This window comes from Sphingobacterium thalpophilum (assembly GCF_901482695.1).
Classification (GTDB): domain Bacteria; phylum Bacteroidota; class Bacteroidia; order Sphingobacteriales; family Sphingobacteriaceae; genus Sphingobacterium; species Sphingobacterium thalpophilum.
This window is the reverse complement of the sequence record NZ_LR590484.1, coordinates 4,440,602-4,461,422: the sequence shown is the minus strand read 5'-3', so window position 1 is coordinate 4,461,422 and position 20,821 is coordinate 4,440,602. Positions and strand designations below refer to the sequence as shown.

Genomic DNA, 20,821 nt, shown 5'->3' with positions numbered 1-20,821 from the left:
GCCCTATGATTTGTCTATTATGAAACAAATGAAAAACATGACCTCATCGTTCCACCGATACTCCGGGCGTACCAGCCGCGCATTTTTACTGTTGGTCGGATTGGGTTTTGCTCCGGCAGCGGCGCATTCCTTTTCTCCTCACGGGAACAAACACGTATGGTTAAACCAGCAGAAAGTTTCGGTATCCGGCACGGTGCTGGACGACAACACCCATCAACCTATAGCCGGCGTCACGATCACCGCAGGCGGCAGGCCATTGACAACCACAGATAATCAAGGCCGTTTTACCATTCAGGTCGACGCCGGTCAGCAAGTGACCTTTCAAAGTGTCGGTTATGAACCCTTAGCACGAAAATGGTCAGCCACCACAACAAACGCATCCATCACCTTACATAGTTCCGACCAGAAGATGGAGGAAGTCGTGGTGACGGCCCTGGGCATCAAACGCGAGCAAAAGTCCCTCGGATATGCCGTGAGTAAAATCAGTGGCCAACAGATGACCGATGCGACACCGAGCAACTGGGTGGATGCCATGAAAGGTAAGGTCGCCGGACTCAACATCACGCAGGCAAGCAGCGGTCCCTTAAACACCGCGCGCATCAACTTACGGGGCGACCGCTCATTGGATCCGACCAAAAACGAAGCGCTGATTGTCGTGGACGGGGTTCCACTGGTCAATGGCCGGTTTAGTTCGGGTGTAACCGATGCCTATGGCGCCGGTTCCAGCGGAGCAGACAAAGATATTCCCGTGGATTTTGGAAATGGACTCGGCGATATCAACCCCGACGACATCGAATCCATATCCGTGCTGAAAGGCGCCGCCGCGACCGCACTATATGGTAGCCGTGCAGGAAATGGCGCACTGATTATTACCACCAAATCCGGAAAAAGAAACGGTAAAGGTATCGGGGTAACCGTCAATTCAAACAGCAGTTTTCAAAACGTGTTAAAATGGCCTGATTTTCAATATGAATACGGACAAGGTAACCTGGAACGCAATGCCAACGGCGATCCGTATTATTCCTACGGCCTGACCGAGGATGGCCGCAACACCGGTTCGACCTCCAGTGCCTGGGGACCTAAATTTGACGGGCAGATGTTTTTCCAGTACGATCCAGAGCTGGAGACAACAGGTACCGAACGCACACCATGGGTGCCTTACAAGGACGGCGTCAAAGGTTTCTTCCGCACAGGAGCGACTTATATGAACAGCGTTGCATTCGACGGCGGAACAGACAAGTTTACGGCAAGAACATCACTCACGCATACCTCGAATAAATGGATCATGCCCAATACCGGGTTTGAGCGCCTTGTGGCTGCCTTCAATGGTTCGGCCAATCTGAGTGACAAGCTCAAGATTAATTTCAAAGCCAACTACACCAACAAAAACAGCGACAACCTCCCCGGAACGGGCTACAACAATCAGTCCATTGCCTACTTCATGATCTTCCAGAATCCGAGTATCGACCTCAACTGGTACCGGCCGAGATGGAAGAAAGGAAAGGAGAATCTCGAGCAGATACATCCATTCAGTTCGTATATCGAAAATCCATTTGTCATTGCCTATGAAATGACGAATAGCCTGGTGAGCAACGGCATCGACGGTATGCTGCAGGGAATATATACCTTTAACCCCAAATGGGAGCTGATGCTACGGTCGGGTATCAATATGCGTTCAGACCGCCGCGAACAAAGACGGCCCTGGGACACCGCCAATTTCCCTAAGGGATACTATAAGCAGCAGGACCTGTTCTATATGGAATCCAATACCGACGCCTTGCTTTCCTACACCGACAAGCTGAGCGAGGATTTCAGCCTCCGGGCATCGCTGGGCGGTAACGTGATGAAGCGCGATATGAAGGAAGACATCGGTGTGGCCCGCGGATTGATCTCGCCGGGTGTTTACAAATTGAGCAATGCCCTTACCAATGCGGTAGCCGAAAATAAGCTGATAAAAAAAGAAATTCAAAGTGTATTCGGTCTGGTAAACCTGTCCTGGAAGGATAAAATCTTTCTGGATGTGACCGCGCGCAACGACTGGTCGTCTACCTTACCAGCCAACAACCGGTCTTATTTTTACCCCTCGGTGAGCAGTAGTTTTGTGTTGAGCGATCTGATGCAGATGCCATCAGCGGTATCTTTTGCAAAATTGAGGCTCTCCTGGGCACAGGTCGGTAACGACGCGGATCCTTACAGCACGTTGAAATATTTTGAGACGTCCATTTTTCCGGGATCTGCCGAGGCTCCTTCGGTGCTGCATAACGAAAATCTGAAACCCGAAATATCCACATCAACAGAGGCCGGACTGAATCTCGCATTTTTAAATAACCGGTTGACGACGGATATCAATTTTTACTACAACCGTTCCCGCAACCAGATCCTGACCGTTCCGCTGGACGTCAGCACCGGTTTCAGCCAGGCCCTCATTAATGGCGGTTTGATCAGAAACCAAGGCTGGGAACTGAGCTTATCAGGGATACCCGTCAAAACAGAAAACTTCCAGTGGACGGCAACCGCAAACTGGTCGAAGAATGACAACAAGATACTGGAACTGACAGAAGGCGTGGAAACGCCCTATCAGATCATTGCGAGCAGTGGTTCTGGCGCCGCAGAGATCCGGGCAACCATTGGCGGTTCGACAGGAGACCTGTGGGGTTATGGTCTTGTACGCAATGAACATGGCGACGTGCTGATTGATGCAAGCACCGGTCTGGCTGTCCGCCCTACGGACAAAGTCAAGATCGGAAATGCCTACGCCGACTGGCGGGGCGGTCTGCACAACGAGTTCCGTTACAAGAATATGTCCTTTAGCTTCCTGCTGGATGGACAGTACGGTGGCATTGTCTACTCCCAGACACACCACAAGATGACCGAGCAAGGTAAGCTGGAGCATACGCTAAAAGGCCGTGAGACCGGATTTATCGTTGGTGAGGGCGTGGTGGACAATGGCGACGGTACCTATCGTCCCAATACCAAAGAGGTGGCTATCAATACCTGGTACGGCGACTACTATCGCCGGGCCAATATGGAGACCAACAGCTTTGATGCCTCCTATCTGAAACTGCGCGAGGTCCGTCTGGAATTCGGGCTGCCCAAAAGCCTCGTGTCGCGCTGGAAGATGAACAGTGCATCGATTGCATTTTTTGGCCGTGACCTATTGATGTGGTCCGACTTCCCGATGTATGATCCCGAGACTGCCGCATTAAATGGCGCCACGATCATGCCCGGTGTGGAGATGGGACAAATGCCGAGCACACGAACGTTCGGAATTAATCTGAGAGCTAATTTTTAAATCGAGACCAATGAAAATCAAACATATCAGCATTGCACTTCTCCTGTCGGCCATGGTCGGACTGCAGGGATGTACCAAAAACTTTGATGAAATCAATACCGATCCCAACAAAGTCGAAAATGTGACCCCCAGTGCGTTAATTACGCCCACGGTATATGGCATGTCAACCTATTTCACTGTACGGAGCAACGACTTTACCTGGGAAATCATGCAGACCGGCCTGGCCAATCCGAGTGCGGCCAATGGCGTGCACCGGTATTATTTTACCGAAACCTCCGGCGACGGTACATGGAATACCTGTTACCGGTACCTGCGGAATATCCGCGAAATGGAATCAGCAGCCGAAACAAGCGGACAGGACGTTTACAAGGCGGTTGCCATCACCTTAAAGGCCTATATTGCCGGCCTGTTGACCGATAGCTTTGGCGATGTGCCGATGTCCGAAGCACTCCGTGCCGAAGAACATATCAGCCAGCCCAAGTTTGACAGGCAGGAGCAGATTTACGCGGATATGATCGCAGCCTTGGAGACCGCAAACACGCTGTATGCCGGCGAGGATGTGATGAATGGAAGTGATCTGCTCTACAACAACAAGAAAGAGCTGTGGCGAAAATTCAACAACTCGCTCCTGTTGCGTTATTACCTGCGCCAGTCCAAACGCATTCCGGCGGCGGCAAAGATCAAAACCATCCTGGATAACCCCGCACAGTACCCGATCTTTACTTCCAATGCGGATGCCGCCATCGTAAAAATTACCGGTCAGTCGCCCTATGATTATGCCTGGGGAAGACGGCAGGATTATGTCAATTTTACGGCGATGGCCGAATTTTTCGTCGATAATCTAAACACCCTGAATGATCCGAGACGCCCGTTTATCATGACCGAGGCCACCGAAATGGTCAACGACAAACCCGTAAAAATAGGTTATAAAGGGATACCTGCGGGACACTCCGGCGACCTATCCGCTTATAAATTTAGTCCGAGCACTCCGAATGGTGAACTCATGTACCCAGAGGTGGTCGGCACCGCTATCCAGGAGATCCTGATGCCCTATTCAGAAGTTGAATTCATCAAAGCCGAAGTCTATCTGTCGCTGGGCATGGATGCCGAGGCACAAACAGCCTATGAAAAGGGTGTACGTGCATCGATCGAGCAATACGGCGGTCAAGTTCCGGCAGACTATTTTGCCAATGAAGCAGCCAAATTCAATGGCACGCTGGAGCGGATTATGCTTCAAAAATATTTAGGTCTCTTTATGGTGGACTACCAGCAGTGGTTTGAGTACCGCCGTACGGGCTATCCTAAATTACCTAAAACACCGTATATGTTTTACAATGGTGTCATGCCGACACGGTTTATGTACAAGAATGAAGTACGCCGCTTTAATCCGGATAACTACGCCAAAGCCGTCGAGCAGATGGGCGGAGATGACTTCCATACCAAAGTATGGTGGGAGAAATAGTCCGCTCAAAATGACGAGCTTATAGCACTATGGAAAAAGCCGTTTGGAGATCATCCAAACGGCTTTTTCTATTCATGGAGGAAGCTAAGGCTTCATGATGGACCTCGTCCATGTCCGACAATTGTAGGCTGCAGCAGCCAGTCTCATCTTTTCCGGCCGCCAGCCCAGCCGGTGGCAACGCTGAGGATGGTATCAGTGCCCGTACCGGTCGAGGAACGCATAGGCAAGCAGCAGCTGCCCGGGGGCGCTCCGGCCCGAATATTAATAATTTATTAATATTCGTAACACGCTCAGGTATAATTGCGTACTTACATTTGGTCTTTGCATAAAGACCATGGCTAATTGTGAATTTACCACGCTTACGGATCAGGAACTGGTGGATCTGGTCCAACTGAAGGACGATAAAGCTGCCTTTTCCGAACTCTATAACCGCTATTGGGAGCCATTGATCAATACCGCGGGCAAAAGCACGCGCTCGCTGTCCATAGCAGAAGAAATCGTTCAGGATGTATTTGTGGATTTTTATGTGCGGAGAAAAGAAATCCAGCTCAAACATTCCCTTGCCGCCTATCTCCGAACGGCGGTTAAGTTTCAGGTATTTAAAACCTACCGGGCACAAAAAATCCAGGAACAATATGCCGCAACAGTATCCCACCTCGGTCAGGCTTCCCCTGTGCAGCCCGACAGCCTGCTTGAAGCCAAGCAGATCCACGCCAAAATTTTTCATATTGCCGAAAAAATGCCGGCCACCTGCAAACAGGTATTTCTGCTGAGCCGTTTCGAAAAACGCTCGAACCAGGATATTGCCGAGCAGCTGAACATTTCGGTGGCCATGGTCCGTAAGCACATTACGAAATCCATGAATATCATGCGAGCCGAAATCAAAGACCATCAAATGGATATTTTCCAGCTGCTGCTGTTGCTGTACCTTCATAAACATTAATTCAGTTTTTTTTTCATTTTCCTGTTCCCGCTTCTGTCTGCTTGAGGTACTAGTAAGTATAAAGCACAGGAAATGGACGGTCAAAATCAACACATAGGCGACATACTTGCCAAATATGAGGCAGGGACGATAAGCGAAGAAGAACTCAGGCTTCTGGACAACTGGTACGCCCAGTTTGAGGGCAATCCGGATCTCCTTGACAGCTTAAGCACCGACGAACGCGCGTTTCGGAAAAAGCAGCTGGAAGAAAAGATACTCGACCAGATTGCCTCTGCCCCATCGCCTGTGGCTGCCAGCCCCAAAAAACGGTTTTTATTCTATCCCCGCAAGCGGCTACTGCAGGCTGCCGCCTCTTTGCTGCTGATCGCTGCCTTTGGTGTTTACATCTTCGAAAATCAACCTATAGAGCACCAAGCCATCGTCACAGCAGAAAGCAGCATTACTCCTGCCACGGACAAAGCGGTATTAACGCTCGGCAATGGCGAAAAGATTGTGCTCGACGAATCAAAAAAAGGCGAACTCGCTACCGAAGGCAACGTGCATATCAACAGATCCGAACCGGGCAATCTGGTTTACACCGCCAACAGCAAGGTCGCCAAGGTATATTCAAATACCCTCTCCACCCCGCGGGGCGGCAGGTACCAGCTGACCTTGGCTGACGGTACCCGTGTCTGGCTGAATGCACAATCCTCGATCACCTATCCTTCGGCCTTCAACGGCCATTCGAGAGAGGTGAAGATCACCGGCGAGGTATATTTTGAGGTGGCACACTATGCCGCGAAGCCTTTCAGGGTATGGTCCGAAAACCAGATGATCGAAGTATTGGGGACACATTTCAATGTCAACACATATAACGCTGGATCCAGTGCCAGAACCACGCTCCTGTCCGGTTCCATAGCGCTGAGCAGTCATCACCGCCGCATCATCCTGAGTCCGGGCCAGCAGGGCATCGTGGCCGGCCAGTCCATGTCAGTCAAACATGTGGACCCTGCCGAGGTGATCGCCTGGAAAGAGGGTTACTTTGACTTTACGGACAATGACATCCGCACGGTTATCGACGAGTTCGGCCGCTGGTATGCTGTGGATATCCACTACCGTGGTACCACAAGCCCAGAAACATTTACGGGAAGGATACCGCGGTCCTGGCCCTTTGAGAAAGTACTGAATTTATTGAAAACATTTAAAAGCATTCAGGTAGAAATGCAAGGAAGGAGGCTTATCGTAGAAACAAAATAGGACACAACCCCATGCCCTATTCCCAAAAAAAAGCCAATAGTGGTCCTAACACTACTGGCCAATATCTGGAATAGGCAAATGAATTTCGCGATCCAATTAACACATATTTCAGATTAACAAATGTATAAAAAAAATACAAAAATACTATTGAAAATGAAGCTGATCACCTTCATGACACTTTCAGGCATGCTGCAGATAAGTTTAGGAGCAATCGGACAAAACATCAGCCTATCGGAGAAAAACAGCTCCCTGGCCAAAGTCTTCAAAAAAATCAGCACCCAGACAGGCTATGGATTTTTGGTCGAAGGCAGCCTCCTCAAAATGGCGCGGCCGGTCACGATAGAAGCCCACAACACCGACATCAACATGGTGCTGACGGAGATCTTCAGGAACCAGCCGCTGACCTTTATCCTGAAAGACCAGTCGGTGATCGTCTCGGCAAAGAAAACAGCAGCCTCCCTCCCTTCGCAGTCCAGCAGCTCCAGCCATACGGCCGTACAGCAACAGGGAACTATCAGCGGAAGGATCATCAACGAAAATGGCGAAGGGCTGGCCGATGCCAGTATAACCGTACTCCAGAACAAGCAGTCGCTGAAAAGCAAGGCCGACGGCAGCTACTCGCTGAGCCTTCCGGCGGGAACCTATACGGTCGAAGTACGTTACGTTTCGTATCAGACCAAGCGCATTACCGACATCGTCGTCCGGGCAGGCCGGCAGACTGATCTGAACGTCGTTTTACAGAATGCCGTCAAGAGCCTCGAGCAGGTTGTGGTCACCGCCAGCTACCGGCAGGAAAGCATTGCCTCACTCTATGCCAGACAGAAAAATGAAGCCACCATCTCCAACGGGATCAGCCGCGAACAGATATCCGTCTTACCGGATAAAAACGTAGGCGAAACCTTAAAACGGATCTCCGGAGTGAGTACCAACGACAACCGCCGCGTCGTCATCCGTGGTATCGCCGAACGTTACAATCTGGCCATGATGGACGGTGCTACCCTGCCGAGCACCGACGTCCAGGTCAGGGACTTCGAATTTGATATCGTGCCCAGCAACCTGATTGACAATGTCATTATCCACAAGACCGCGTCCCCCGACCTGAGCTTTGGTTTTGGCGGCGGGCTGGTCAAGATCAGTACCCTGGCCATTCCGACCAGAAACTTCACCTCCTTTTCGATGGGAAGCAAGTATATCAGCGGGTCCACAGGCAAGGAGTTCCTCGGATACGGCCGCGGCAGCCTGGACTACCTGGCTTTTGACGACGGTACCAGAGGTCATTTTCCGAGAGACTTAACGGTATTCAACGGCATTAATTACGATCCGGCCAATCCCTATAAACCCGTACCTGAAGGCGTGACGCCTTTTACACCCGAAATGATCGGCGCCCAGAACAAACGGATCGGCGGATTAGAACGTCTGGGCACACGCAAATATACCGCAATGCCCGGGCAGAACTATCAGTTCAGCCTCGGGAGGACCTATCCTGCTGCCCGCGGTGTCCTGGGATTTGTGGGCTCACTCAGCTACAGAAATGAGCAGTCCATCGATAACATCTCCAATTTTGAGCGGGGCAACTGGCAAAAGACAAATGGAGCTACCTACGAGGTCAGCACCGGAAAAGAAGTCAATCCGACGAGCTCGACGCAGTATAATTTCAACTCCAGCCTCAGCGGGCTGGTCAATCTCGGCTGGAACAGCAAGCAGCACAAACTCAGCTCCCGAAACTTCTATTCGAGGATGTTCAACAACCAGTTTTCAGTGATCAAGGGCTGGGGAAATGACATCGGCCACGATTCCAGACCGGCCATCAGGGAGTATGACCGCCCCAAATTTATTGATATGCTCCAGAACAAGCTGGAGGGCGAACATCAGCTGGGCCATTTTAAACTCGAATGGAACGTTGCGCGCAACCGGCTCAATAACGTCGAGAAAGATGCAACCGAAGCCTGGCTCGCCCCTATCGGAACCTTAAACGATACGATTTACAATATCATCCCTTCACACTACGCCAATGCCGGAGACGGCACCTTTACGCGGTCCGAATACCATTACACGGAGACCAACCAGATTGCCGAAGGCGCACTGAGCTACCAGACCAGCTGGCTGGGACAAAAACAGATCCTGAAAGCCGGGTATCAATTTATGGACAGACACGGCCTGTTTGAATGGGTGTCGCTGCCCATTGTTTCGGTAGGCGCAAATACCTTCACGCCAGTCAACACCTGGTCGGAGTATCTGGAGTTTAAAGACCCTCTACATGGGATGTTCTATTATCCCGCCGCCTTCTCGGTGAGTGCCTATGAGGGAAAAAACACCAACCAGGCAGTCTATGGCATGCTGGACAACCGTTTCAATGCCTGGATCCGCCTGGTATGGGGATTACGTGCCGAATACTACAAGTATAAAAGTTTACAAAATGGCGATAATGACCTGATGATGGACGCACGCACCATTGCCATGCGCAAGCAAAAGTTTGTCGACCCCAAAACCGGAAAGATTGTGGGCATGACGGCGGATCCCGAGACCGAGGAGAAAACCTGGCGCTATCTGCCCGCAGCGAGTCTGACACTGACCCCGATACAGGATGTCAACATCCGGCTCGCCTATGCACAGTCCGTGGTGCGGCCCGCGCTGATCGAAAACTCGAGAATGGTGCGGCAGGATCCGGCATTAGGCGGCGCATACCGTAGAAATGAAGGTGTGCTCTCCACCCTGATCGACCACTACGATATGCGCTTTGAGTGGTACCCTTCCATTGCAGAAGTGATCTCCATCGGCTTTTTCTATAAATATTTTCAGAACCCCATCGAATTGTACCAGCAGATGATGGATTCCTCACACCGCATTTACGTAACGACCAATAATTCAGAATGGGCCAAGGTAAAGGGGCTGGAGTTTGATATCCGCAAAAATTTAGGTTTCATGCTGCCGGGTTCATTGATGGAACAGTTCAATTTCAGCGGAAATGTGACACTGCAGAGCTCCAGGGTACAGTCGGCCGAATTTAAAGCCACATCCATGGGCACCGACAAATACGGGAACAGCTTTGAATACCGCGAAAAGTATGTCCTGAAAAGCAAGCGCCCGCTTTACGGACAGATTCCCGTGGTCTACAATGCAGCCTTACAGTACACTGCCGACAGACTGGGAGCCAATGTGGCGTTCAATCATATGGGGTATAAAACCTTTATGACCGCCATGAGTGAGGAGCTGATCGAATATGAGCGGCCGCGGAATCAGCTGGACGCACAGATCAGCTATAAATTTCTCAAAAACAAAAATCTGGACATCAAACTCAACCTGAGCAATCTGCTGAACAGTCCATTCCGCTTTTATGTGAACAGAGCCGAGACCTTCAAACTACAGGACCGGTGGAAGGGAGTGGCCAATTCAGCCTTGCCGACACAGGAGTGGGACGAGATCTACGAATGGAAGTTCGGTTTTTCACGGAAATACGAAGAAGGCTATTACGAAACCTCCGAAGATGGAAAACACAAGGTCCGCGTCGGAGACAAAGAAACCTTCAACCGCAAAGTGGGCAGCTCCTTTAGCCTATCCCTCGGATATACATTTTAATCAACAGCGATGAACACAACAACAATCTCAATAGTCAAAGCGATTTTCTGCGTACTGTTATGTACCCTGCTGTCCTGTAACAAAGGCGGGGACGATCTGCTGTACAGTTCCAATGTGCATATGATCCATTTAAGCGGATACAACAACAGTGACGAACAACTTATCCTGCAGCTCGACACCTTTCCTGCTACGGTAACGCCGCCATTCAGCCGGATCGATTTCGGTGCGAATTACAATTTTAACGCGGTCAGCAAGGCGAGCATTAAGTTTACCATGACCTCCGCAGCGAGCGGTAAAATTCTTCTGGAAAGAGAAATCCGCAGCACTGATACCACGGCGGAGACCAAGCTCAATGTAATTTATATGGACGGTAAAGTAGCCGATTTTCCGGCCGTTCCGGCACCTGTGGAAGGTAAAGTACAGCTGATCTACATGCTTCAGTCCAATATATTAAATTATCGCGAGCCCGTCGATATCGTATTCGGGAAATACTATTTTACCCCCAAGGTGTTTGAAGAAGTCATCCGGATAAAAAATTTGAAGCCCAATGAATTCTCGGCGCCAGTCACATTTGATCCATTTCCCTTAGGGATACAGGAGTACAACGGGCAGAAAACATCTGTTCTGTTCCGTGCTTATATTTACAAGGCCGGGACCGATATTCCCTATTCAGAAGGGTCACCGTTTACATTCAATCAGCTGAATTCGGGCGCTCCTGTACCCTCTCCCACCACGTCCATTTCCAGATTATTTATCATCAACGAAGCTCCCGTGAACAATATCATGCGGTTTAACAAGGTTTTAGAATTATAATTTATGAAACATCTGCCAACAAGGACATTTTCCATATCCGCCAGCATCCTGCTGAGCGGCATTCTATTGTTTTTCAGCGCCTGTAACAAAGATACCCCTGAAGTAGAAAGAGCCATGCATATCCTTATCAATGGCCACAACGGCAGTGCGCATCCTTTGGTGGTCGCGATTGACACCACAGTATACGATCATAAAAACGGTGATTTTATCATTCAGCCCCAAAGTAATATCCATTTCACGACGGCATTCAGCTATAAAGAGCCCAAGAAACGGTCGGTGACCTTGACGGATACCGTGACAAAGCAAGTGGTGTACCGCGCTGAGCTGCCCGAAAATACCATCAGGGTGAATTTCAACTATCTGTATTTCGACGGAAAAGTCCAGGAAGTGCCGGTGCCCGCCAGTGATCCCAAGGTCAATAAGCTGGGCTTTTACATTTACGATAAAAGTATAGCGTACCCCGTTGATATTTCCCTGCAAAAAGTCGATGCGACTTCCGGAGCGCTGATTAAAGAATATATTGCCAAGCATGTCGTCCCCGGCAGCTGGGTGTACGTCGATTATCTGGCAACAGCAGATTTTGGCAGCGAAGGAGATCTGAGGAATGCCACGGTCAATTTTACGAAGGCCGGTACGGACGAATGGGCTTTTGAAAGCGACGAGGCAAAAAGTAAGCTTCCCGCAGCCGGATTCTTCTTTCCCGTATTGAATGACACGGGAAAAGTGCAGCCCTATTTTATTGCACCCAAAGTGCCCAATCAGCTGTTCAGCAGGCTTTTCTTCTATCTGAATTAAAGTATTGCAACAGTACAAACCTACAGCGGGTATCCGAAAGTTCAGATACCCGCTGTTCAGGGAATATAGCCGCAACAGCGGCAGGCCATGCCTATATCCGGCCCAGATCAGGAGCCTATTGCCTCCTTTCCATGCCCAGAGGGCGGTTATCCATGAGCAGCCACGGACAGCTCGTTCCAGGCCTCCCAGAGTTCCAGTTTCTCAGCATAGGCCTGTTTAACAAACGGAAGAGCCACCTTGCCCAGGAAGAGTCGCAAGGGCGGATTTTCTGTTTCAGCAAGGTGAAGTAAGGCAGACGCTGTAGCTTCGACCTGACCAAATTCCGTTTTATGGGATGCCAGTGTCTTTCTCAGGCCGTCATACACCGGGTCTGGCGCTGTGGCGATGCCTGTATGCCAGATGTTGCTTGCATAGCCATTGGGCTCGACCAAGGTCAGCCGAATACCAAAGTCCTTTACTTCGGCGGCAAGAGCTTCCGTAAATCCTTCAACGGCAAATTTGGATGCACTATACAGCCCCATTGATGGCAGAGCCGCCAGACCAAGGATCGACGACACCTGGATGATGTGACCGCTTTTCTGCTCCCGCATGACCGGCAGCACTGCCTGGGTAAGCCATAGCGTTCCGAAGAAATTAGTTTCCATCTGGGCCCGGGCCTCCTGCTCGGTCGTCTCCTCGACTGCCCCGATCAGCGCATAGCCTGCATTGTTGATCAATATATCGATGGAACCAAAATGCTGCTTTACCTGTTGCACCACCTCCATTGACTCCTGACGCCTGTCAACATCCAGCTGCAAGGTCAATACCCGATCTCCATATTTCGCTTTGAGGTCTGCTAAGGTAGCCACGTTGCGCGCCGTAGCGGCAACATGGTAGCCTTTTTCTAAAAATGCTTCTGTCCAGACCCGTCCAAATCCTTTTGACGCTCCGGTAATCAATACTGTCTTTGCCATTGTTTTCTATGTTTTATAATTAAAATTCGAAAGTTAAAAATGACCGATCGGTCATTTTTAATATAAAAAAAATTATGCGTTATGCATCGCTATCCATTTCTTCAGCGATCGGACAGCGATATTCATACTGTCATTGCGGCCTGCCACCCGCGACATCAGATGAGCACCTTCCAGTGTCGCAAAAATCACGGTAGCCAGCTCTTCGGGATTTGTTTCCGCCTTCAGTTCTCCGGCGGCGATCGCCTCAGCCACCAGTCCCCGCAGCAATTTTTGTCCCCTCTTGATGATCAGCTGGACCTTGTCCCGTACCGAGGGGTTGGTATCGTCAGCTTCGGTGCCAAAGTTCAGGATCGGGCAACCACCGGCTACCGGCGGTGTGTTGGGGTCGCTGAAAAAATCGATGTAGGCCAGCAATTTGTCTTTAGGACTGTTGCAGCCCCGCAGTGCTGCCAGAAGCTTTCCTTCCAGCGTATCCATATTGTAATCCACCGCAGCAGCAGCCAGCACATCTTTATTTTCGAAATGCACATACATGCTACCTTTGGACAGCTTGGTGGCTTCCATGATATCACTCATCGCTGTCGCCGCTATACCTTTGGTATTGAAAATAGGCGCTGCCTTTTCGATGATAAACTGCCGGGTTTCTTCTCCTTTTCCCATGACTGAAATAAATTACCGTGTAAATATATGACCGATCGGTCATAAGTAAAAATAAATGTCATCATAATTGAGCTCACCCAGCTGTTTTTGACAATAAGTCGACAAAACAGCCACAACATAAGGCACACGGTGATCGTGAGCCTTATGCGTTCATCGTTTACCTAGGGCGGCCGGTCTTTCCTTTTGCAGCGGCCCAGCAGCCAGCTGGTGGCAAAGCTGACGAGCGTGCCGAGTGCCGCTGTCAGGGCGGTCTGCAGCACATCTCCCAGCGAGATGCTGGCCCAGATGGAGCAGAGGGTGCCGCCGACGGCCGAGAAACGGATATCATTCACCCTCATCGCCGCCGCTCCTTTCTCCGGACCCTCCTGCATCGTCGTGCGCGGTCACGGCCAGCTGACCAGACTTGTTTCCGGCAGCCTGTGCAGCGGCGTCCCCCTTGTCCGTAGATGCCCCGGCGGGGTCATTTCTACCGGACGTTTCCCTGTGCTCGGCCCCCTGCTTCTGCTGCCCCGGCTCTTCCGGTGGCGGTTTCTCTTCTTCGATGACTGTTTCCAATATACCCAGCCCCAGGGCCAGGTACTTCAATACGTTCACTGCCTTGCCCGGCAGTTTTACGGGAGCCGTCAGGACCACCTGCAGCAGCTTTCCTATTTTGTTTAAGATTCTTTTCATGATTATTCTGTTCACGGTGAGCAATTATTCCCCCATTCCCTGGATATGTACTTCTACAAGGCCCTGCAACATGAGCTGGACCGCAGCAGCATACAATTGTTTGTAAGCCACACCCGAAGCCAACAGCCGGTAGTCGCCGGCCTCCAGCACATACTGCGTCCCCACCAGTACACAGCCGGCCGTGTCCCAGTAGCTGTTTCCTTTGTGGAAGTAGATATAACTAAAGTCCGGGACATTCCGTATCTCGAGCATACCCCGATGCATGGACGGATAGTCGCTGTAATAGCGGCTGTTCATACCCCCATCGCGGTTAAATCCCAAAGGATATTTACCCGGCGGAATCGCCGTCTTCCCCCAGATTTTTACCGGTCGCTGGATATTCTCCAAGCCATAGCAGACCAACTGGCTGTTGACGTAAATTTCCGACAGCATGCTCTGTTTGCCTTGCTTGGTGCGCAATACTTTTATAACTGATTTCATGTGCAAAATTTTAGGATAAAAGACCCAGGTACTGACTTGTGGAATATAGTTTTTCCTCACGGTCGTGCAGCAGCAGGTAGAGGTGCACCGGCCTGCCGTGCAGGATGGACGGCAGGTCGATCTTGAGCTGCCCGTCCTGCCGCAGCACCACATCTTCATTTATGGCTGCCTGCCCCGAGACGATATCGTAAGCACAGAGGATCACCTGATCGTCCCACTGGCTGTACTCCCGGATATTCGAGCAGGCAGCTTTCCAGCCTAGTTCGATCCGGTCGCCATGGCGGCTCACCATGTTGACTTCCAGGGGAAACAACATCCCGTTGCTGATCCTGGCGAGTGAAGGGTCCAGCCAGAAATCCGGAAAGTCGCCTCTGACGACGTTGTTCAGCGTATGTGACATGGCACGTCCGAAGGCGGCCTGCACCGTGCGCCGTCTACCCGCATAGCCCTTGATAATCAGCGGATATAAGGGATTCAAAAATTTGCGGGCCAGCCTAAACCGTCCCTGCACTGCCTTCATCCGCGTCGGATCTTTATCCCGTTTTGCAAAGTCAGAAATCACCAGCATATCTTTCATGTTCAGCGTTCAAAAATCAGGAGGAGCACTGCCCCTCCTGTCCATTCATTCTCAGTGGCTAAGCCAGATCCAGTTCACCCAGGTAAGTGCTTTTGGAAACCTTACTGCCCTTTCGGTCCGTAAAGAAGATCCAGACATGCCCTTTTCCTCCCAGCAGGTGTGCCGGTATTTCGATGTCGATCGTACCGTCGCCCCGTGTCGGTGGTGTCGGCGCTGTCATAAACTCATCCTTTTGCGGCTCATAGATCAGGATAATAACCTGATCATCGCTCTTGGTCTGGTAGAGGCTGTTGAGCGTCGTGTCCCAGTCGACCGACAGGATGCCGGCGCTGACGGAAGCGTTCATCGCACCGCCGCTCAGGTAAGAGCCCGTACTGATCTCGATTTTGGAGTAATCCAGCGTAAAGCCCGGATAGGTACCCGTGACAGCCAGCGCCATATTGAGCTGCATCGCGACGTTGGTCGGCGCCATCCTATCGGACTTGGACAGGCCAAATCCGAGCCTTAGAATCGGCGTGATAGGCATCAGGAATTTGGCGATGGTCAGGAAGCGCTCCTGCTGGATCAGTTGCTCTTCCGTCATCGGCTTTGTCCGCTTTTTGTACAGACCTTTGACATAGTTGATCGACTTCCAGGAGGACGCGATGACTGCTCCCACCTTACCACTTGCTTTCCCGTTGATACCATTTGTGATTGTTGCCATTTGTTTTGATTTTAAAAAAGTTAAACCATCATAAAGCACTCATTTATACCGGTATATATCGCTTTACATCGACAAACATAAAACATATGTATCCAGCCCGTCAAGAGCCGGAAGCAGGTCGGCGGAGACCTGTCGGAGCTATCCCCGATGATGTCGGAGAAATGGCGGAGCAAGGGTTATAGCGGTATGTATTCCTCCTGCCGGTTTCAGCAGTTCCGATCGGCCATGCAAGCCAGCAACTGGGCCGACATCGGTAAGCGCAAGACCAGTATGACAGCGTATCAACTTCGTCCTATGTTCGGTCCTCAGGCAGACCCCAGCCAGATAGCGACCAGTCTCCGACCAGACCCGAAGCAGACAAATACTGGCTGGACACGGATATGGCCCCGCCCCATGCACGTCCAGCTGCGAGGGCTGTACGAACATGGTCCGAATAGTATCCGAAGCGTCAGGGCATACGTTTGGGCCATTTTTTATATTCAGCCAGGTAGAGCTGCACCACATCTTTCTTGCTGAACAGATCCGCATTGCCCTCTTTGGAGACTGCCCTGAGCATTCCTTTTTCGATACGTCGTTCGACGGTACGCGTACTTTTGCTCAGGTAAGAAGCCACCTCCTTGAGCGTCATCGTCCCTATCAGCTTGTTGAGCTCCGTATAATGCTGATCCTGAAGCAGGTCGAGTATCCGGTCCAGTTTATCGCACAGCAGCCCGGCGTCAGAGGAAATCCGAAACTGTGGTTTAAACGAGTAGATGAAACGGGAATTGGGAAAATGGGCTGTTACCGAGGCAAAGCAGTAGCCTGCCCCCTTGCGTGAAGGACTGCCGTTGGAAAAAAACATAAATAGGTTCTTTGGAAGCGACATACCGCCGAATCCGCAAATGGGCAAGCTGTATTCTATTGCTGCCCATTTCAGTAAGTCTGTTTATAATTGGGACATCTCTCAGTCTATTACCACATAAGTATCCCACACTTCATGTGATAAGCGTTCCTTTTTTATCCAGAAATCACCTACATAGTCTTTTATTTTGGGGCCAATACTCGCAAATTTGATGATCTCATGGTCTTTCATATTGGCGAGCATAGCCTGTTTGGTCTGCGGCTGCAATTCGACCAGCTGTCCATTTTTTGGAGAAGACAGATTGACGTGGAGCAGATTGACTGACACCCCTTTGCTGATCTTGGGGAAGTAGTGCCGCAGATTGTTTTTCCTTAAGTACTCTACGATGCCGTTGATCTGTACTTCCGATCCGTCGGTCAATATGGCGAAGGCAACCCCTTTGGCATATGACCGGATAAAAACGATTGCATTCAGCCTAAAATGCCCCTGTTCATTGCGTTGGGCAGCCTTATCCACCGTTTTGTTGTAATAAAACAAAAAATACGACAACTCCAGTGGTGCCATTGTCGTGTCTACAATGACAAAACGCTCTTTGTCGGCGACAGACTGCTCCAACATATGCTGCTGGATCTGAGCCAGTATATTGGAAAGTTCCATTTTCACAAAATCCTTGGTGTCCCTCGCATAGTAGTCGATCACCGTATTGATGCCCTGCATCCATTGCAGCTGAGGGTCCGAATTTTCGCTATACAGTACCACTGTTCTGGCGGCATCCGCTTTTCTCCTCTGATCGTCGGCACGTTGTTCAAACCAGTACGCATACAGCAGGCAGGTAAATGTAAAAAAAGCATAATGCTTGGTCACGTGTCTGGCCAGCACGTCTTTCCGGTCGAGGTCGTAGTAGAGTCCTATCGTATAACTTACAAAGATGATCAGTCCCAATACCAGAGGACCAAAAAAATACAAACCCTGCCAGCCGGCGTTCTTCCATCGATAGCCCCCGTCGTGATTCCGGTAGCGTCCCGAACGTTCGATGATGAAGAACAAACTGGCAAGCCCGACCATCAATGCCACCGTGAGTATATATCGGATGACAAACTTCTCGTAAAAGATAGAACCCTTGATCCAGAAGTATTCCTTGATAGACATGGTATTATACAGGTAAGGGAATAATAATATCAGACCGTATATCGCCCAGCTATGCTTTACATGTAGGAACACACCTTTTATTTTCTCTTTTAAAACGCTCATAATAAACACTTTTCATCTATTTATTATTAATTCAGGAAACTAAAGCTAACTAATTTATAAATAAAACAAGTACTTTTCTTTAAAATCTTTCAATTTTCCTTATGATTAATGACATGTTTATATTTCATGTTTATCAATAAAAGAGATGCCAGCATCACTCTTTATTTACCTTTAGCGGAAAAAGGTTCTGCCAAAGGCCCAAAAACCTATCCCTTGAGCCTAAAATGGCCATTTTTACCTATTTGAAGCTAATTAATTCAGCAAATTTGGGTGAATGTTAAAAGCAATATTTTATGGAAAAACAACCTTTTAGCCAAGCTGGCGTAGATGCCAGACAGGCCAATTTTATGAACCTGAGCGATCTGGAGAAAACCGCGGTGATCAGCCAGATCCGCACAGATTTTGATGGGTGGATGAACGACTGGTTTGCGCTAACACCGAGCCAGCAGCTCAGCGTACAGACGATGGATGCCACTTTCAAGCAGCAGCTTGCTACAGCCATTGCCAACAATTATCAGGCGGGTAATCTCGTCAATTTCAGCAAAGAGGAAAAAGACGGCGACGAGATTCCCGACCGTAAGGAAACCGAGGTATTCGGCCTGGAAGCCTGGCAGACACCCGGTAGTGTCATCAGCGCGCTGACACAGCCAGTACCGCTGATGATCCGTATCAGCTATCGCAGCTTGTATAGCTGATGCGAGGTAAGGAGCAGCACCGATATCCCCTGCTCCTTCCTTTTACCTTCCACAAATCGCCAACATAGTAACCTACATCATTCCGGATGAAAAAAAATACCAATTTTAAACTGGACGGGCTTTTTGAAAGATTTACCGAATGCCTGCCGCCACTTGAGCCCCAAATCCACTTAGCCTCGGTGCAGCCCACCGCCTATGGCAGTGAAAGAGGGCATGTCCTACAGCAGAGCTTTGACGGACTGGTCGGTTTTATCAATTGCTTTGATTTCAACCTGCAGACCAGCACTGTCATCCCGGTCGAAATAAGCGGGAATGACCTGCATATGCTTTACTTTCTCGATGGGACCCGGCCTATCACTCTTTGTGACAAGGGATCAGGCAGCACCTATCGCCTCAATCCACACCGTGGCTGCTTTCTTTATCTGCCCAAAGGGGACTATGCGCTGCATGTCCCTCCGGGCCGGAGCTGCATCTTCAATTTTTACTTTCGCGGTTCCATCTTCCGCGATGGCAATGAGCGGCCTTTTTCCCATCTACACGAGCTCATCTCCGATTTCAGACAGGGCTCGGACCGCAGCCGCAGCAGTATAGACTTCAAAGTCGGAGACCGCACCCGCCTGTTAATCAAGACCATTATGACCAATATCAAAAAGGGCGACCTGGACAGCGAAGACAATATCCTCTGGGGCGTCAAAAAGCTGATCAAGCTTTCCAAAGAGAAGGTCTTTGACGAGTACGAGAAAATCTCTGCGTCCCAGCTCAAAGCCAAGGCGGCCCATGAGCTCATCCGGCATACCGTATCGGTATATGGCCAAGATTTTAAACTGGACGATATAGCTGCACAACTCGGCATCAGTATAGATTACCTGCATGAGGTCATCCAACAGTACTATGGCGAGAGTCCACAGGAGATGAAGCAGATACTGGTATTGGACCTGGCCAAAAAATATGTTATCGATGGCCTGCAGACCGACCAGATCGCCTATGAACTGGGATATTCATCACCAAGCAGCTTTTGTCGCTTTTTCAAAAGGGAAGCTGGAATGACAGTTACGGAATTCTTTAGACGCCATAGCCAATGATATCATCGACAAATCTATTTCTAGACTCATCCCCTGTATATCGTTGATCCCAAATTGGGTTAAGTCCTTATTCTTTTTCCTGGCGAACTTTGCTATACAACGTCAGTAAGAAAATGGAAAACACAAGAAGATATATCACGTCTAATAAATATCAAACCAGGTGGATCACGATCTTTTCGAACCTGTTGCTTTCAATTTGCAGAAATCTTCCCCAGGTCGTGATCCGATTTTGCCTGATTCATTGGCGCGAAATTCAGCTGACGATATACGGTGGCCTCATTATGGGTCTATGGCTATTTGTCTCCTACAATAAGATTTCCGATTTTCAAGGCAACATGGATGCAATGCTGCGTCAGCCGATTCCCAGACTATTTGCGCAAGTATTGGCCTTTCTTGTTCCCATGAGTGAAGTCATCGCAGCACTATTGATCGGGATTAAGCGAACGCGATTGATTGGTTTTGGGTTTTCGTCGCTGTTGATGATCATTTTTACCTTATACGTGGGTTTGGCTTTGCTGCATGTATGGAGTGAAGAGCTACCCTGTAGCTGTGGGCTTATTATTCAGATCAGCTGGAAGGCACACTTCATATTAAATCTATATCTGACATTGATCTGCTTGTGGTGTTTTTTACTAGAGTTTTGGGTAAAAAGAAAAGAAATTATATCAGGAGCTCCCAAGAGAACGATTGCTCGGATTGTCGATACGATCCCCATGCTTAACAATAGAAGAAATTGAAACTGACAAAAGCGGATCTCTGATGCTAGGCTGTCAGGGTGAAGGGCGCATCT

The 20,821-nt window shown here is 49.8% G+C and carries 18 protein-coding genes; 10 read left to right on the top strand and 8 right to left on the bottom strand.

The genetic code is table 11. The features are described from left to right. The first annotated feature begins 19 nt into the window (after window positions 1-19). The 7 genes from FGL37_RS18620 (at window position 20) to FGL37_RS18590 (ending at window position 12,117) form a co-directional block, all read left to right on the top strand. Window positions 20-3,292: a SusC/RagA family TonB-linked outer membrane protein gene (locus FGL37_RS18620; RefSeq protein ID WP_051607121.1), complete on the top strand. Its 3,273-nt coding sequence runs from the start codon at window positions 20-22 to the stop codon at window positions 3,290-3,292. 10 nt (window positions 3,293-3,302) lie between these two features. Continuing rightward, entirely contained in the window at window positions 3,303-4,754 is a 1,452-nt protein-coding gene (locus FGL37_RS18615; RefSeq protein ID WP_028070904.1) for a SusD/RagB family nutrient-binding outer membrane lipoprotein, read from the top strand. 334 nt (window positions 4,755-5,088) lie between these two features. Continuing rightward, window positions 5,089-5,697 carry an RNA polymerase sigma factor gene (locus FGL37_RS18610; protein WP_028070905.1) on the top strand — a complete coding sequence of 203 codons (609 nt, stop codon included), beginning with the start codon at window positions 5,089-5,091 and terminating at the stop codon, window positions 5,695-5,697. Window positions 5,698-5,769: 72 nt separating this feature from the next. Continuing rightward, a complete protein-coding gene (locus FGL37_RS18605) occupies window positions 5,770-6,933 on the top strand; it encodes a FecR family protein (protein WP_028070906.1) in 1,164 nt (387 codons plus the stop codon). Window positions 6,934-7,086: 153 nt separating this feature from the next. Beyond that, complete coding sequence (locus FGL37_RS18600) at window positions 7,087-10,509, top strand: TonB-dependent receptor (RefSeq protein ID WP_028070907.1); 3,423 nt, start codon at window positions 7,087-7,089, stop codon at window positions 10,507-10,509. Between the two features lie 9 nt (window positions 10,510-10,518). Next, window positions 10,519-11,322, top strand: a complete 804-nt coding sequence (locus tag FGL37_RS18595) for a hypothetical protein (RefSeq protein ID WP_028070908.1) — start codon at window positions 10,519-10,521, stop codon at window positions 11,320-11,322. Between the two features lie 3 nt (window positions 11,323-11,325). Beyond that, window positions 11,326-12,117, top strand: coding sequence for a hypothetical protein (locus FGL37_RS18590; protein WP_028070909.1), 792 nt, complete (start codon window positions 11,326-11,328; stop codon window positions 12,115-12,117). A gap of 146 nt (window positions 12,118-12,263) precedes the next feature. Here the strand turns inward: FGL37_RS18590 and FGL37_RS18585 are convergent, their stop codons facing one another. From FGL37_RS18585 to FGL37_RS18550, 8 genes are all read right to left on the bottom strand, one after another. Further along, window positions 12,264-13,070, bottom strand: a complete 807-nt coding sequence (locus tag FGL37_RS18585) for an SDR family NAD(P)-dependent oxidoreductase (RefSeq protein WP_028070910.1) — start codon at window positions 13,068-13,070, stop codon at window positions 12,264-12,266. Window positions 13,071-13,142: 72 nt separating this feature from the next. Then, window positions 13,143-13,730, bottom strand: coding sequence for a TetR/AcrR family transcriptional regulator (locus FGL37_RS18580; RefSeq protein ID WP_028070911.1), 588 nt, complete (start codon window positions 13,728-13,730; stop codon window positions 13,143-13,145). A 324-nt stretch (window positions 13,731-14,054) separates the two neighbouring features. Beyond that, window positions 14,055-14,402, bottom strand: a complete 348-nt coding sequence (locus tag FGL37_RS18575; protein WP_028070912.1) for a hypothetical protein — start codon at window positions 14,400-14,402, stop codon at window positions 14,055-14,057. Window positions 14,403-14,426: 24 nt separating this feature from the next. Continuing rightward, window positions 14,427-14,882, bottom strand: a complete 456-nt coding sequence (locus FGL37_RS18570) for a DUF5675 family protein (RefSeq protein WP_028070913.1) — start codon at window positions 14,880-14,882, stop codon at window positions 14,427-14,429. A gap of 10 nt (window positions 14,883-14,892) precedes the next feature. Continuing rightward, complete coding sequence (locus tag FGL37_RS18565) at window positions 14,893-15,459, bottom strand: DUF6266 family protein (protein ID WP_028070914.1); 567 nt, start codon at window positions 15,457-15,459, stop codon at window positions 14,893-14,895. 58 nt (window positions 15,460-15,517) lie between these two features. Then, window positions 15,518-16,162: a DUF6266 family protein gene (locus FGL37_RS18560; protein ID WP_028070915.1), complete on the bottom strand. Its 645-nt coding sequence runs from the start codon at window positions 16,160-16,162 to the stop codon at window positions 15,518-15,520. Window positions 16,163-16,610: 448 nt separating this feature from the next. After that, a complete protein-coding gene (locus FGL37_RS18555; protein ID WP_138096949.1) occupies window positions 16,611-17,003 on the bottom strand; it encodes a MerR family transcriptional regulator in 393 nt (130 codons plus the stop codon). A gap of 102 nt (window positions 17,004-17,105) precedes the next feature. After that, window positions 17,106-18,254 (bottom strand): hypothetical protein, encoded by a 1,149-nt coding sequence (locus tag FGL37_RS18550; protein WP_028070917.1) that lies wholly within the window; start codon window positions 18,252-18,254, stop codon window positions 17,106-17,108. A 293-nt stretch (window positions 18,255-18,547) separates the two neighbouring features. Here FGL37_RS18550 and FGL37_RS18545 point away from each other — a divergent pair, with 293 nt between their 5' ends. The 3 genes from FGL37_RS18545 (at window position 18,548) to FGL37_RS18535 (ending at window position 20,768) form a co-directional block, all read left to right on the top strand. Beyond that, window positions 18,548-18,949, top strand: coding sequence for a hypothetical protein (locus FGL37_RS18545; RefSeq protein ID WP_028070918.1), 402 nt, complete (start codon window positions 18,548-18,550; stop codon window positions 18,947-18,949). A gap of 86 nt (window positions 18,950-19,035) precedes the next feature. Beyond that, window positions 19,036-20,031 (top strand): helix-turn-helix domain-containing protein, encoded by a 996-nt coding sequence (locus FGL37_RS18540; RefSeq protein ID WP_028070919.1) that lies wholly within the window; start codon window positions 19,036-19,038, stop codon window positions 20,029-20,031. 113 nt (window positions 20,032-20,144) lie between these two features. Then, window positions 20,145-20,768, top strand: coding sequence for a MauE/DoxX family redox-associated membrane protein (locus FGL37_RS18535; protein WP_051607123.1), 624 nt, complete (start codon window positions 20,145-20,147; stop codon window positions 20,766-20,768). Window positions 20,769-20,821: the final 53 nt, after the last annotated feature.

Excerpts from the sequence above, each read along its gene's own strand:
- FGL37_RS18575 (WP_028070912.1), bottom strand. The coding sequence starts at position 14,402 with ATGAAAAGAATCTTAAACAAAATAGGAAAGCTGCTGCAGGTGGTCCTG.
- FGL37_RS18615 (WP_028070904.1), top strand. The coding sequence starts at position 3,303 with ATGAAAATCAAACATATCAGCATTGCACTTCTCCTGTCGGCCATGGTC.
- FGL37_RS18560 (WP_028070915.1), bottom strand. The coding sequence starts at position 16,162 with ATGGCAACAATCACAAATGGTATCAACGGGAAAGCAAGTGGTAAGGTG.
- FGL37_RS18570 (WP_028070913.1), bottom strand. The coding sequence starts at position 14,882 with ATGAAATCAGTTATAAAAGTATTGCGCACCAAGCAAGGCAAACAGAGC.
- FGL37_RS18580 (WP_028070911.1), bottom strand. The coding sequence starts at position 13,730 with ATGGGAAAAGGAGAAGAAACCCGGCAGTTTATCATCGAAAAGGCAGCG.
- FGL37_RS18605 (WP_028070906.1), top strand. The coding sequence starts at position 5,770 with ATGGACGGTCAAAATCAACACATAGGCGACATACTTGCCAAATATGAG.
- FGL37_RS18595 (WP_028070908.1), top strand. The coding sequence starts at position 10,519 with ATGAACACAACAACAATCTCAATAGTCAAAGCGATTTTCTGCGTACTG.
- FGL37_RS18545 (WP_028070918.1), top strand. The coding sequence starts at position 18,548 with ATGGAAAAACAACCTTTTAGCCAAGCTGGCGTAGATGCCAGACAGGCC.
- FGL37_RS18540 (WP_028070919.1), top strand. The coding sequence starts at position 19,036 with ATGAAAAAAAATACCAATTTTAAACTGGACGGGCTTTTTGAAAGATTT.
- FGL37_RS18600 (WP_028070907.1), top strand. The coding sequence starts at position 7,087 with ATGAAGCTGATCACCTTCATGACACTTTCAGGCATGCTGCAGATAAGT.
- FGL37_RS18585 (WP_028070910.1), bottom strand. The coding sequence starts at position 13,070 with ATGGCAAAGACAGTATTGATTACCGGAGCGTCAAAAGGATTTGGACGG.
- FGL37_RS18550 (WP_028070917.1), bottom strand. The coding sequence starts at position 18,254 with ATGAGCGTTTTAAAAGAGAAAATAAAAGGTGTGTTCCTACATGTAAAG.
- FGL37_RS18610 (WP_028070905.1), top strand. The coding sequence starts at position 5,089 with ATGGCTAATTGTGAATTTACCACGCTTACGGATCAGGAACTGGTGGAT.
- FGL37_RS18555 (WP_138096949.1), bottom strand. The coding sequence starts at position 17,003 with ATGTTTTTTTCCAACGGCAGTCCTTCACGCAAGGGGGCAGGCTACTGC.
- FGL37_RS18620 (WP_051607121.1), top strand. The coding sequence starts at position 20 with ATGAAACAAATGAAAAACATGACCTCATCGTTCCACCGATACTCCGGG.
- FGL37_RS18565 (WP_028070914.1), bottom strand. The coding sequence starts at position 15,459 with ATGAAAGATATGCTGGTGATTTCTGACTTTGCAAAACGGGATAAAGAT.
- FGL37_RS18590 (WP_028070909.1), top strand. The coding sequence starts at position 11,326 with ATGAAACATCTGCCAACAAGGACATTTTCCATATCCGCCAGCATCCTG.
- FGL37_RS18535 (WP_051607123.1), top strand. The coding sequence starts at position 20,145 with ATGGAAAACACAAGAAGATATATCACGTCTAATAAATATCAAACCAGG.